Source organism: Arthrobacter sp. NPDC080073 (assembly GCF_040686575.1).
In the GTDB taxonomy this organism is placed as follows: Bacteria; Actinomycetota; Actinomycetes; order Actinomycetales; family Micrococcaceae; genus Arthrobacter.
In genome coordinates this window covers 280,789-293,711 of record NZ_JBFBKR010000003.1, presented here as the reverse complement: position 1 = coordinate 293,711, position 12,923 = coordinate 280,789, and the positions used below count along the sequence as shown (strand labels likewise).

Genomic DNA, 12,923 nt, shown 5'->3' with positions numbered 1-12,923 from the left:
TCCAGGCCTTGTTTGTTTAAGCTGAATTTGCCTTTGCGGGCAATTTGCGGCGTTCATCACATTTATTAAATTGCATTACCCGCAATTCACCCACGGCGCCCTACAGCGCCGTCACCGATCCGCTGAAGTGCTTCCTGCCGCTCCGTGGGTTCCAGGCCACATAGTCCGATCGCTCCCACGACCCCGACGCGGAGTGGACGGTGCCGATCTCCAGGGCCACCCGCGCCGGGAGGAACACCGGTGCCTCGAAAATCACGTCCCATCGGAACGCTTCCGACTTCACGGAGCCCACGTCGGCCAAGGCCCGGGATGCAAGGTACATGCCGTGCGCGATTGACCGCGGCAGGCCGAGCGCCTTGGCCGAGAGGAGGCTCAAGTGGATCGGATTGAAGTCGCCGGAAACGGCCGCGTACTGGCGGCCGGTATCCACGCCGAGCTGCCACACGGCCGTTGGTGCGGGCGCCGTGAAGTCAGCCGGAGCCGCGGCTGCGGCGGCCTTATCGACTCCCGGGAGGAAGACCCCCTTGGCCAAATACGTCGACACGCCCCGCCAGAGCAGGGACCCGTCCTCGCTCGACCGGACTTCGGCGACGACGTCCAGCTGGGTTCCCGCCCTGTGGCCGCGCATCTCTTCGGCCCAGGACCTGACGTCGAGCGGCTCACTGAACTGAACTGCCCGAAATTGCTCCACATCGTTCTTCAAATGGATCATTCCCAGCAGCGGAAGCGGGAAGTCATCCCGGTTCAGCACGCTCATGGCAACCGGGAACGCGAGGGCATGGATGAAGCCGGCCGGCAGTGCGTCACTCGCAGTCTCGCCGATCAGGTGCTGGTACGCCGTGAGGTTCGCGACGTCGGCCCGCACTCCCCGGACCTCATGGCTCCCGCGGGGCAGCGCAGAGGCAGCCTGGAACCCGAGTAGCCTCCGCCGTGCCGCCGTCGCCGCCGCATTCACGTACAGCTTCGAGAGGGACGGCAGCTCCCCTAGGATCAGCGGTTGTTCGGTGGTCATGCACCCACCAGATTCTGTCCGCAGACCCTGAGCACTTCTCCCGTGATTCCAGCGGCCGCATCGGAGGCCAGGAACGCAATTGCCTCCGCCACGTCGCCGGGCAGGCCGCCCTGCTGCAGGGAATTCAGCCTGCGGGCCACTTCGCGGGTGGCGAAGGGGATCCGTGCGGTCATGTCGGTCTCGATGAAGCCGGGCGCGACTGCGTTGATGGAGCCGCCGCGTTCTGCCAGCAAGGGCGCCGTGGCCCTGACCATGCCGATCACTCCCCCTTTCGAAGCAGCGTAGTTGGTCTGTCCGCGGTTGCCGGCGATACCGCTCGTGGAGGCCACCGACACGATCCGTGGGGTCCTGCGGAGGTGGTCCGAGCCAAGGAGTGCCTCGTTGATTCTCAACTGCGAGGCGATGTTCACGCCGATGACGGAATTCCAGCGGCCCTCATCCATGTTGGCCAACAGCTTGTCCCGGGTGATGCCGGCATTGTGGATGACGATGTCGAGGCCGCCATGGCGTTCCACGGCGTGATCGATGATCCGCTTCCCCGCGTCTTCGGCCGTGATGTCCAATTGGAGGGCAGTGCCATGCACCTCGTTGGCGACGGCGGCTAGGTGGTCCCCCGCAGCGGGAATATCCACCACCACCAGCCGGGCGCCGTCCCGGTGCAGGGTCCGCGCGATCGCCGCGCCGATTCCACGGGCTGCTCCCGTGACGACCGCGACTTTCCCGGCCAAGGGCTTGTCGGCGTCGGCGGGGAGCTGGCCGGCGCCCGAGGTGACTGTCAGGAACTGACCGTCCACGAACGCGGAACGGCCGGACAGGAAAAAGCGCAGCGCACCAAGTGTGCCGGGGCTCGTGGTGCCGGCACCGTCCCCGAGGAGAACGCCGTTGGCCGTGGCACCTGCCCGGAGTTCCTTGGCCAGCGAACGCAGCAGGCCGTCGATGCCTTGACGAGCGGCGGCAACAGCCGGGTTGGCTGCAGAGGCGGAAGTGCGGGAGATCGTGACGACCCGTGCGCCGGGGGCCAGATCGCGGAGCGACGGGGCCGCAGTGAGTACGGGGCCGGCAAGGTCTTCCGGGTGTTCGACGGCGTCAAGCACCAGGATGATCGCCCCCAGCTTTTCCTTGGGCAAGGCGGAACGCCGGACGTCGAGGCCCCACCCCGCGAGGGCGGCAGCCAGCTCGTCGGAGCCGGCGGTTCGGCCGTTGCCGCTCCCGAGCACAAGTACCGGACCCGGAACCAGCGGTTCTCCCGCTTTGTACCTCCGAAGCACGGCAGGTTGGGGCAGGCCGAGCTTTTTGGCCAGGTCCTTGCCGATCCCGTGGCTGACAAACTGTGTGTATTTGTCCGTCATGCCGGCTACCGCCCTTCCGGGGCGGAGTAGGCCTCAAGGATCGCGACGACGCCCTGCCCTCCGGCTGCGCAGACGGAGATGAGCCCGCGCGCGGGACGGCCGTCCACCGGGCCGTTGTCGTGGAGCATCTTCGCCAGCGAGGCGACGATCCGTCCGCCAGTGGCGGCAAACGGATGTCCGGCGGCGAGGGACGAGCCGTTGACGTTGAGCTTGGCGCGGTCCAGCTTGCCGTAGGCACCATCGAGTCCCAGCCGGGTAAGGCCGAACTCCTCGTCTTCCCACGCGGCGAGCGTACTCAGGACGGTGCCCGCAAACGCTTCGTGGATTTCGAAGAAGTCGATATCTTCGAAGGACAGGCCGTTGCGCGCGAGGAGCCGCGGTACCGCAAAGGCCGGCGCCATGAGGAGCCCGTCTTTCCCGTGGACGAAATCGACGGCGGCCGCCTCGCCGTCGACGACGACGGCCAGCTTGGGCAGGCCCCGGACGTCCGCCCATTCCTCAGTACCGAGGAGAACCGTGGAAGCACCGTCCGTGAGCGGGGTGGAGTTGCCGGCCGTCATGGTGGCCTCAGCTCCAAGGCCCTTTCCGAAGACGGGCTTGAGGGTGGCCAGCTTCTCCATGGACGTATCGGGCCGGAGGTTCGAATCACGGCTCAGCCCACGATACGGAGTCACGAGGTCATCGAAGAAGCCACGTTCGTACGCCGCGGCGAGGTTCTGGTGGCTATTGAATGCTATCTCGTCCTGCGCCTCGCGGCTGATCTTCCACTGGGCCGTGGTGAGCGCCTGGTGCTCTCCCATCGAAAGTCCGGTGCGCGGTTCCCCGGTGTTCGGAGCATCCGGGACGAGGTCCTTGGGACGCAGCCGGGAGAGGACCTTGAGCCGCTCGGGCAGGGACTTGGCCCGATTGAGATCAAGAAGGATTTCGCGCAGGCCCTCGCTCACGGCAATAGGGGCATCCGACGCCGAGTCGACACCGCCGGCAATGGCCGAGTCGATTTGGCCCAGCTTGATCTTGTTGGCGAGGCCCAGGACGGTCTCAAGGCCGGTGGCGCACGCCTGCTGGAGATCGTAGGCAGGCGTCTCGGCGGAAAGGGCCGAGCCAAGCACCGCTTCGCGTGTCAGGTTGAAGTCGCGGGAGTGCTTCAGGACAGCTCCTGCGGCGACCTCGCCGATCCGTTCCTCTTGAAGGCCGAAGCGCGCGATCAGCCCGTCCAGTGCCGCCGTCAGCATGTCCTGGTTCGACGATTTGGCGTAGGCGCCGCCGGTCCTGGCGAAGGGGATCCTGTTCCCGCCAACCACCACGGCCCTGCGGAGCGTGCCCTGGGTTGCGGGGGATTCGTTTGGTGCGCTCGCGGAATGTGCTGCTGCAGGCATGCGTTTCTCCTTATGATCACATCGGGTTACTGATACCCAGCGTACCTGATACGCTGAGTATCGTGAACATCCCCAGCCCAGGACTTCCTGCCGAACACGACGCCGGGACCACGCCGCCTGCGGACGGTGAGGCTCCCGCCGTCGACGGCCGTGCCGCCCGCTGGCAGGTCCACCGCGAAGAACGCCGGCGCGATCTCATCAAGGCCGCCCGCAAGGCAGTCCATGCGCTGGGCAGCGAAGCCTCCATGGAGGACATCGCCACCGCGGCCAGTACTTCCAAGTCGGTGTACTACCGCTATTTCGGGGACAAAGCCGGCTTGCAGCAGGCAATGGGCGAAGTCGTGCTGGGCCAGATGCAACGGCGGATGAAGGAAGCGGCAGAAAGTGCGCAGACCCCCCGCGAAGGCTTGTTCGCAATGGTCTCCGCGTACCTTCAGATGGCGGAGTCCAGCCCCGCCGTCTACGCGTTCATCACGCGGCTCTCGCAAGGGGAACCCTCGGCGCAAGACGCCATCGCCGCCTCGGGAGCCCTTGGCCATTTCTTCGAGTCGATCAGTGCCATGATCGCCCGGCCCATGCGGGAACACCTGGGTGCGGAAAAGGAAGCACTGATCGACTACTGGCCCACCGCGGCCATCGGGCTGGTCCGCAACGCCGGCGAGAGGTGGCTCGGCAGTCCCGCCTCCCCCGCCAAGCCCGACCAGGAAACCATGGCGGCCCAAATCACCGATTGGCTGTGCGTGGGTATCGCCCCGGAACTCAAGATCAACTCCCCTGAATATCAGCAATGACTCCACGTTGTTCGGAACCAAAGAAGGAATCACCATGACTGAAGTAGTGGACCGCACGTCCTCCAGCAACCGGGCAGCCGCGGGAACGGCTGCAACCACACAGCCTGCCGCACCCGCCCCTACTGTGGATGTAGCGGCTCTTGGCGAACTGCTGCTCGGCAAGTGGGCCCACGTCCGGCACACGGCGCGCGACCTCGCCGGCCGCCCCGAGGTACACAAGATCGAAGGCTTGACGCATGCCGAGCACCGCAAGCGTGTTTTCGGGCAGCTGAAGTACCTCGTGGACAACAACGCCGTGCACCGGGCTTTCCCCGCCGGCTTGGGCGGCTCGGACGACCATGGCGGCAACATCGCCGGCTTCGAGGAACTCGTCACTGCCGATCCATCACTGCAGATCAAGGCCGGCGTCCAGTGGGGTCTCTTCGGTTCAGCGGTGATGCACCTGGGTACAGAGGAGCACCGGAACAAATGGCTGCCCGGAATCATGAGCCTGGAAATCCCCGGCTGCTTCGCCATGACCGAAACCGGACACGGCTCCGATGTTGCGAGCATCGCCACCACGGCCACGTACGACGAGGCCGCCCAGGAGTTCGTCATCAACACTCCGTTCCGTGCCGCGTGGAAGGACTACATCGGCAACGCAGCCGAGGACGGCCTGGCCGCCGTCGTGTTCGCCCAACTGGTGACCCGCAACGTGAACCATGGCGTCCACGCCTTCTATGTCGAGCTGAGGGACCCGGACACCAAAGAATTCCTGCCTGGAATCGGCGGCGAAGACGACGGCATCAAGGGCGGCCTCAACGGCATCGACAACGGCCGCCTGCACTTCACCAATGTCCGTGTCCCGCGCACCAACCTGCTCAACCGCTACGGCAACGTCTCCCCCGAAGGCGAGTACACCTCGCCGATCGCCAGCCCGGGACGGCGCTTCTTCACGATGCTCGGCACTTTGGTGCAGGGCCGCGTCTCCCTCGACGGCGCCGCTGTTGCCGCAAGCAAGGTGGCCTTGACAGCCGCCATCCGCTACGCCGCAGAACGGCGCCAGTTCAACGCCTCTTCCCCCACGGACGAGGAAGTCCTGCTGGACTACCAACGGCACCAGCGCCGCTTGTTCACCCGGCTTGCCACCACCTTTGCGGCAAGCTTCGCGCACGAGCAGCTGCTCGAAAAATTCGACGACGTCTTCTCCGGCCGTCACGACACCGACGCCGACCGCCAGGACCTCGAGACCCTCGCCGCGGCCCTCAAGCCCATGAGCACCTGGCACGCCCTCGACACGCTGCAAGAGTGCCGCGAAGCCTGCGGCGGCGCTGGATTCCTCATCGAAAACCGATTCGCCTCGCTCCGCGCGGACCTGGACGTCTATGCCACCTTCGAGGGTGACAACACCGTGCTGCTCCAGCTCGTCGCCAAACGCCTCCTCGCCGACTACGCCAAGGAGTTCCGGAACGTCGACTTTGGCGTCCTGGCCCGCTTCGTTGCGGCCCAGGCTGCGGACGTCGCCATCAACCGCACAGGCCTGCGGCAAGTGGCGCAGTTCGTGGCAGACACGGGATCAGTACAGAAAGCTGCCTTGGCCCTGCGGGACGAAGCGGGCCAACGCACGCTCCTGACGGACCGCGTGCAGTCCATGGTGGCTGAGGTGGGCTCTGCGCTCAAGGGTGCAAACAAGCTTCCACAGCACCAAGCGGCGGCATTGTTCAACCAGCATCAGGACGATTTGATTGAAGCCGCCCAGGCGCACGCCGAACTCCTGCAATGGGAAGCGTTCACCGAAGCCCTCGGCAAGGTCGGCGATCCGGGCACCCTGCGCGTCTTGACATGGCTTCGCGACCTGTTCGGCCTTTCGCTCATCGAGAAGCACTTGTCCTGGTACCTCATGAACGGCCGCCTCTCCATGCAGCGCGGACGCGCCGTGGGGGCCTACATCAACAGGCTGCTCGTCAAGATCCGTCCCTATGCCCTGGACCTGGTCGATTCCTTCGGCTACGGTCCGGAGCACTTGCGGGCGTCCATCGCCTCGGGCGCCGAAAGGGAACGCCAGGACGAAGCCCGCGCCCACTTCCGGGCGCAACGGGAAAGCGGCGCGGCCCCCGCGGAGGAGAAGAGCCTCCTCGCCTTGAAGGGGAGGAAATCCAGCTAGCATCCTGCCGTGACAGCCCGGTGAACAGTTGCCGAATCCTTTTAACGACGACGGCGCCGCACTCCTCCTGAGGGGTGCGGCGCCGTCGTCGTTCTTTCCCAACTCACTCGCAGTTGTTGTCGTTATGAGCCCTCAAAACGACACTTACTGCGAGTCAGTTGGGCTCGGTGGTTGGTGGGTCAGGGGGCGAGGACCGAGCGATAGACCTCAAGGGTTGTTTCGGTGATCGACTCCCAGGAAAAGTGCTCCTCCGCCCGGGCGCGCCCCGCGGCACCCATGGCCTTGGCCCGCGCAGGATCGGACACAACCTCGTTGAGGGCGGCGGCGAAATCCGCGACGAACTTTTCTGGATCCAGCGGGGTGCCGGTACCGTCCGTGACCTGCTCCAGCTCCACCAGCAGTCCTGTTTCACCGTGCTGAACCACTTCCGGGATGCCGCCGGTGGCGCTTGCCACCACGGCTGCGCCACATGCCATGGCCTCAAGGTTGACGATGCCGAGGGGCTCGTAGATCGACGGGCAGGCGAAGGCCGTGGCATGGCTGAGGACCTGGATGAGCTCATGCCTCGGAAGCATGCGTTCGATGACCAGGACACCTTCGCGTTTGCTCTGCAGGTCCTCGATGAGCCGGGCCGTTTCCGCTGCCAGTTCCGGGGTGTCAGCCGCCCCCAGGCACAGCACGAGCTGCACATCTTCCGGCAGGCTGCCCGCAGCCTTCAGGAGGTACGGGACACCCTTCTGGCGGGTGTTCCGCCCGACGAAGACCACACTGGGCTTGGCAGGGTCGATGCCGAGGGCGCGAATTGCGTCTTCGCCTTCGTCCGGCTGCCACATGTCGACGTCGATGCCGTTGTGGACCACCCGGACCTTGGCCGGATCCACGTTCGGATAGCTGCGCAGGATGTCCTTCCGCATGCCGTCCGAGACGGCGATGATAGCCGCTGCGGCCTCATAGGCGGTCTTTTCGACCCATGAGGACAACGCATAGCCACCGCCCAGCTGCTCCGCTTTCCAAGGCCGCAACGGTTCCAGGCTATGGGCGCTGAGCACATGGGGTATCCCATGCAACAGCGACGCCAGGTGGCCTGCCATGTTGGCGTACCAGGTATGGGAATGGACCAGGTCCGCTCCGGCGATGTCCGGCACGATGCGCAAATCCACCCCGAGGGTCTGGACGGCGGCATTGGCGGCCCCCAGATCATCCGGTGTGGAATACGACGTCACGGTTGCCCCGTGGAAGTCCGCATCACGGGGCGCGCCAAAGGCCCGCACCTGCAGATCCACGTGCTTCGCCAAGACGCGGCTGAGCTCGGCAACATGCACACCGGCCCCGCCATAGATTTCGGGTGGAAACTCTTTAGTCACAATGTCTACGCGCACGCTACCTAACGTAGTCCTTCCGGAGTATGTGTTCTAGTGTGAAAGGGTCCGGCAACCCGGGCTTTTTTCGGGGGCTACAAAGACGTACAGGGAGAGCAAACACCATGGCGTTGAAGAAAGTATTGTCAATTGTGTTGGCAGGCGGAGAAGGAAACCGCCTTATGCCATTGACGGCAGACAGGGCAAAACCTGCGGTGCCGTTTGCGGGGGGGTATCGATTGATCGATTTCGCTCTCTCGAATCTGGTCAATTCCGGGTACCTCCAGATTGTGGTGTTGACCCAGTACAAGTCGCACAGTCTTGACCGCCACATTTCCGAGACCTGGCGGATGTCCACCCAACTGGGCAGATACGTGGCCTCGGTTCCCGCCCAGCAGCGCGTGGGCAAGAGCTGGTTCCTCGGCAGCGCGAATGCCATCTACCAGTCCCTGAACCTGATCCACGACGCCAACCCCGACATTGTTGTCGTTGTCGGAGCGGACCACGTCTACCGCATGGACTTCCAGCAGATGGTCCAACAGCACGTGGCCAGCGGAGCCAAGGCCACGGTTGCCGCCGTCCGCCAGCCGCTGAACATGGCCAACCAATTCGGCGTGATCGAGGTCGACCAAAACGATCCCCAGAAGATTTCGGCGTTCGTGGAGAAGCCCGCTGAAACGCAAGGCCTCGCCGCCGATCCCACGCAGTTCCTCGCCTCCATGGGCAACTACGTCTTTGACGCCGACGCCCTGGTGGAAGCCCTTCGCATCGATGCGGAGCGCCTGGACACCAAGCACGACATGGGCGGCGACATCATCCCTTATTTCGTCTCCCAGGGTGAGGCCGGCGTCTACGACTTCACGCTCAACGACATTCCCGGTTCCACCGACCGCGACCGCACCTATTGGCGCGACGTTGGCACGATCGATTCGTTCTATGACGCCCACATGGACTTGATTTCGCCGGTCCCCGTGTTCAACCTGTACAACTCGGAATGGCCCATCTACACCCGGCAAAGTATTTCACCGCCGGCCAAGTTTGTCCGGGGCGACAACAACACGGTCGGGACCGCTTTGGATTCAATCGTTGCCAGTGGCTCCGTGATCTCCGGCGGAATCGTGGAAGGGTCCGTGCTCTCCAACGATGTCTACGTGGGAACGGCCACCAGGGTCCAGGACTCGGTGCTGATGGACAAGGTGCGTGTCGGTGCAGGCGCCGTGATCAAACGAGCCATCATCGACAAAAACGTGAACGTCCCTGCCGGGGCTGCCATCGGCTTGGATCCCGACCTGGACCGGGCCCGCGGCTTCAAGGTCACCGAATCCGGAATCACCGTACTCGCCAAGGGCCAGATGGTGCCGGAACCGGAGGCTTCCGAGCTCGCCCTCGCGGCCGAATACCGGCGTTCAGTGCCGGAGGCGATCAAGGCGGCGACGGAGAAGTTCCCCGACATCAGGGACTCCGCGGAGCAGGTCACGAAAATCCAGGCTTCCTCGGTAGAGGTCTGACTGAAACCCTGAACCAGCGCAGCCCCCGGCCTCCCGGGCGACAGCAGGCCTCCCGCCTCTGCCGCCCGGGAGGCTTTGCTGTGTCCGACCCTGTAAAATTGACCCAATGAGCCCCGCCGATTTGACGCCTGAAGAGATCCAGGCCTGCCTCAAGGTCTTGAACACCATCCACGCCTATGACGAGGAGCACCCGGACTACGTCGCCATCCGTCGCGCCACGGGAAAGATGTTCAAGGCCGTCAAGCGCCATCGCCGGGTCACCAAACGGGACGAGATCGCGGAAGCCGACCGCGCTGTCATCGCACTGACCGCCACCGCAGCCCCGGACAGGATCGACGACGAGACCCGCGGCAACAAGCTGGCCACCTCGGCCACGGGCGAAATCGCCGGCCACCTCATCCGGTCCCGCCCCTGCTACATCTGCAAGCAGCACTACACGCAAGTAGACGCGTTCTACCACCAGTTGTGCCCGGAATGTGCTGCCTTCAGCCACAGTAAGCGCGATGCCCGCACTGACCTCAGCGGACGCCGGGCCCTCCTCACGGGTGGACGAGCCAAGATCGGCATGTACATCGCCCTCCGCTTGCTCCGCGACGGAGCACACACCACCATCACCACTCGCTTCCCCAAGGACGCGGCACGCCGCTTTGCCGCCATGGAGGACAGTGCGGACTGGTTGCACCGGCTCAGGATTGTGGGCATCGACCTCCGCGACCCCTCGCAGGTCATGGCCCTCACCGACTCCCTCAACGAAGCCGGCCCCCTCGACATCATCATCAACAACGCCGCCCAAACAGTCCGGCGTTCGGGGAATGCGTATAAACCGTTGGTGGATGCCGAGGACGAACCTCTCCCTGAGGCCCTGCAGGCAGCCAACGGCGGCCCGGAGCTCGTCACGTTCGGGCATGCCCACGACAAGCACCCCCTGGCCATCACCCAAAGCGTCACCGATCATCCTGTCCTGGCGGGCGATGCGATCACCTCGCTCGCTTTGTCCACCGGCTCCGCGTCCTTGGAGCGGATTGCCACGGGCACCGCCATCGACGCCGGCGGCCTGGTTCCCGACCTCGCGGCCATCAACAGCTGGACCCAAGTCGTGGACGAAGTTGATCCGCTGGAGATGCTCGAAGTTCAACTCTGCAACGTCACGGCGCCGTTCCTTCTGGTCAGCAGGCTTCGCGGGGCGATGAAGCGGTCCACCGCCCACAGGAAGTACATCGTGAACGTCTCGGCCATGGAGGGGCAGTTCTCCCGCGCCTACAAAGGCCCCGGGCACCCGCATACCAACATGGCAAAAGCGGCGTTGAACATGATGACCCGGACCAGCGCACAAGAGATGCTGGACAGCGACGGGATCCTGATGACCGCCGTCGACACCGGATGGATCACTGACGAACGCCCGCATTACACCAAGGTCAGGCTCATGGAGGAAGGCTTCCACGCACCGCTCGACCTCGTGGATGGGGCGGCGCGTGTCTACGATCCCATCGTCATGGGCGAAAAGGGCGAAGACCAGTACGGCGTCTTCCTGAAGGACTACAAGCCCTCCCCCTGGTAAATCCAGGCGGAGGGCCGCGGGACCGCTAAGTGAGTCGGGTAATCTCGACGGTCACGGTGAGGCCTGAGCCGCCGCCGCCCGACAGGATGCCTTTCAGGGGAGGAACATCCCGGTAGTCCCGGCCCCGCGCCACGGTGACGTGGAGATCTCCCGCAGGCTTGTGGTTGGTGGGATCCCAGCTGCGCCATTCGCCGTCCCACCATTCCAGCCACGCGTGGGATTGGCCTGCGACCGTTTCACCGATGTCGGCCGTGGGCCGCGGATGGATGTAACCGGAGACGTACCGGGCCGGAATGCCGCAGCTGCGTAGCGAACCGATGGCCAAGTGGGCCAGATCCTGGCAGACTCCCTGGCGCTGGTTCCAGGCTTCCTCGGCGTTGGTGGTGACGCCCGTAGTGCCTTTCACATAGCTCATTTCGCCGCGCATCCATTCGAAAATGGCCATGGCAGTCTCGTGCGGGTTCTTTCCGGCGACGACGGCGGGGATGATGCCGAGGACTTCCTCCCCAGGACCGCTGAGCCGGGACTGCGGCAACCAGTCGCTGAACTGGTCCCTGATCTCGTCGGAAGCCATCACCCCCCAGCCGACAATCTCTTCGTCACGGGCCACCCGTTCCACGCGGTGTACCTCAACGGTGGTGGTGGCCACCACTTCGAGTCGTTCGTGCGGCATCTGCATATCGAAAGCGGTCACGCGGGTGCCCCAATAGTCGCGGTAGGTGCTCACGGCAGCTTGCGACGGCGTGATCTTCAGCGAGGATTCAAGGACCACCTGTTGCGGGTCGGTCAACGGCGTCATGCGTGCCTCGTTGTACGAGAGGGTCACTCTGCGGTTGTATTTGTAGGCCGTCTTGTGGACGATGCTCAGCCGGGTCATGAAACTTCTCCCACCCAGGCCAGTTCATCCGCCTGATTGAAGTACTTACGGGAAATCGCGTCGGAGGCCTGCGTGACAGCCTTCTGTACCCGGTCCATATGCTCGGGCAGCTCGGACATGAGATCGTCCGTGCGATGGAACTCAAGGAAGGTACGGGCCTGGCCGACGATGCGGCGGGCGTCATTGATGAAGCCCACCCGCTGCGCGGACGGATCCAACTTTGCCAGGCACTCGTCAGCGTCGCGCAGGGCGAAGACAATGGAGCGCGGGAACAATCGGTCCAGCAGCAGGAACTCGGCAGCGTGTTGGTCTCCGAAGGCCGCACGGCGGGTCCGAAGGAACGACTCGTAGGCGCCGGCGCACCGCAACATGTTGACCCAGGACATTCCCGCGGAGAGGACATCCCTCGTGGACAGCATCCGCGCGGTCATGTCGGCGCGTTCAAGCGAGCGGCCGAGGACCAGGAAAAGCCAGCTTTCGTCGTGGCTCACCGTGGTGTCCGCCAGGCCGCGGACCATGGCGGTGCGTTCAAGCACCCAGTTGCAGAAACGGTACGTACCCACAACGTCTTTTCGGTGCTGGTTCAGCCCGTAGTACGTCGTATTGAGGCTCTCCCACAATGACGAGGACACAGTCTCGCGCGCCCGCCGCGCATTCTCGCGCGCAGCCCCCAAGGAGCCGGCAATGGACGTGGCGCTGGTCTTGTCGTAGGCGAGGGCATGAAGAAGCTCCGGCAGGCCGAATTCATCACTCTGCGGCCTGGCTCCCATGACAGCCAGGAGTTCCCTTGCCACGCTGCGCTGCTCCTCGAGCGGCAAGTGGTTCAGGCGCTCGAGATGGACGTCCAGGATCCTGGCCGTGCCATCGGCCCGCTCCACGTAACGGCCGATCCAGAAAAGGGATTCAGCAATACGGCTCAGCATGGGGCTGTGCCTCCTTCGGGTCCTGCGT

General features: G+C 64.6%; 10 protein-coding genes. 4 read left to right on the top strand and 6 right to left on the bottom strand.

The window, feature by feature from the left end; genetic code table 11:
- Nucleotides 1-100 precede the first annotated feature (100 nt).
- Genes AB0O52_RS05515 through AB0O52_RS05505 form a run of 3 tightly spaced genes read right to left on the bottom strand, consistent with a single transcriptional unit; the run spans nt 101 to nt 3,737 of the window.
- Entirely contained in the window at nt 101-1,012 is a 912-nt protein-coding gene (locus tag AB0O52_RS05515; RefSeq protein WP_364534526.1) for a MaoC/PaaZ C-terminal domain-containing protein, read from the bottom strand.
- Nucleotides 1,009-2,361, bottom strand: a complete 1,353-nt coding sequence (locus tag AB0O52_RS05510; protein ID WP_364534523.1) for a 3-oxoacyl-ACP reductase — start codon at nt 2,359-2,361, stop codon at nt 1,009-1,011. The genes AB0O52_RS05515 and AB0O52_RS05510 overlap by 4 nt, the downstream gene beginning before the upstream one ends.
- Nucleotides 2,362-2,366: 5 nt before the next feature.
- Complete coding sequence (locus tag AB0O52_RS05505) at nt 2,367-3,737, bottom strand: acetyl-CoA C-acetyltransferase (protein ID WP_364534520.1); 1,371 nt, start codon at nt 3,735-3,737, stop codon at nt 2,367-2,369.
- Between the two features lie 68 nt (nt 3,738-3,805).
- On the opposite strand from AB0O52_RS05505, the gene AB0O52_RS05500 reads away from it, so the two are divergent.
- Complete coding sequence (locus AB0O52_RS05500; protein WP_364534814.1) at nt 3,806-4,528, top strand: TetR/AcrR family transcriptional regulator; 723 nt, start codon at nt 3,806-3,808, stop codon at nt 4,526-4,528.
- Between the two features lie 34 nt (nt 4,529-4,562).
- Nucleotides 4,563-6,671 carry an acyl-CoA dehydrogenase gene (locus AB0O52_RS05495; protein WP_364534517.1) on the top strand — a complete coding sequence of 703 codons (2,109 nt, stop codon included), beginning with the start codon at nt 4,563-4,565 and terminating at the stop codon, nt 6,669-6,671.
- Between the two features lie 179 nt (nt 6,672-6,850).
- Here AB0O52_RS05495 and glgA read toward each other — a convergent pair whose 3' ends face one another.
- A complete protein-coding gene (gene glgA / locus AB0O52_RS05490) occupies nt 6,851-8,050 on the bottom strand; it encodes a glycogen synthase (protein ID WP_364534514.1) in 1,200 nt (399 codons plus the stop codon).
- A gap of 104 nt (nt 8,051-8,154) precedes the next feature.
- Here glgA and glgC point away from each other — a divergent pair, with 104 nt between their 5' ends.
- Nucleotides 8,155-9,537 carry a glucose-1-phosphate adenylyltransferase gene (gene glgC, locus AB0O52_RS05485; RefSeq protein WP_364534511.1) on the top strand — a complete coding sequence of 461 codons (1,383 nt, stop codon included), beginning with the start codon at nt 8,155-8,157 and terminating at the stop codon, nt 9,535-9,537.
- 106 nt (nt 9,538-9,643) lie between these two features.
- Entirely contained in the window at nt 9,644-11,095 is a 1,452-nt protein-coding gene (locus AB0O52_RS05480) for an SDR family NAD(P)-dependent oxidoreductase (RefSeq protein ID WP_364534508.1), read from the top strand.
- A gap of 25 nt (nt 11,096-11,120) precedes the next feature.
- On the opposite strand, the gene AB0O52_RS05475 is transcribed toward AB0O52_RS05480, so the two are convergent.
- On the bottom strand, nt 11,121-11,972 hold the full coding sequence (locus tag AB0O52_RS05475; protein WP_364534505.1) for a transglutaminase family protein: 852 nt from the start codon (nt 11,970-11,972) through the stop codon (nt 11,121-11,123).
- On the bottom strand, nt 11,969-12,895 hold the full coding sequence (locus tag AB0O52_RS05470; protein WP_364534502.1) for an alpha-E domain-containing protein: 927 nt from the start codon (nt 12,893-12,895) through the stop codon (nt 11,969-11,971). The genes AB0O52_RS05475 and AB0O52_RS05470 overlap by 4 nt, the downstream gene beginning before the upstream one ends.
- Nucleotides 12,896-12,923 lie beyond the last annotated feature (28 nt).

What these genes read in the sequence shown, in the direction of transcription:
- AB0O52_RS05515 (WP_364534526.1), bottom strand. Translation starts at nt 1,012, where the DNA reads ATGACCACCGAACAACCGCTGATCCTAGGGGAGCTGCCGTCCCTCTCG.
- AB0O52_RS05510 (WP_364534523.1), bottom strand. Translation starts at nt 2,361, where the DNA reads ATGACGGACAAATACACACAGTTTGTCAGCCACGGGATCGGCAAGGAC.
- AB0O52_RS05495 (WP_364534517.1), top strand. Translation starts at nt 4,563, where the DNA reads ATGACTGAAGTAGTGGACCGCACGTCCTCCAGCAACCGGGCAGCCGCG.
- glgC (WP_364534511.1), top strand. Translation starts at nt 8,155, where the DNA reads ATGGCGTTGAAGAAAGTATTGTCAATTGTGTTGGCAGGCGGAGAAGGA.
- AB0O52_RS05505 (WP_364534520.1), bottom strand. Translation starts at nt 3,737, where the DNA reads ATGCCTGCAGCAGCACATTCCGCGAGCGCACCAAACGAATCCCCCGCA.
- AB0O52_RS05475 (WP_364534505.1), bottom strand. Translation starts at nt 11,972, where the DNA reads ATGACCCGGCTGAGCATCGTCCACAAGACGGCCTACAAATACAACCGC.
- AB0O52_RS05470 (WP_364534502.1), bottom strand. Translation starts at nt 12,895, where the DNA reads ATGCTGAGCCGTATTGCTGAATCCCTTTTCTGGATCGGCCGTTACGTG.
- AB0O52_RS05480 (WP_364534508.1), top strand. Translation starts at nt 9,644, where the DNA reads ATGAGCCCCGCCGATTTGACGCCTGAAGAGATCCAGGCCTGCCTCAAG.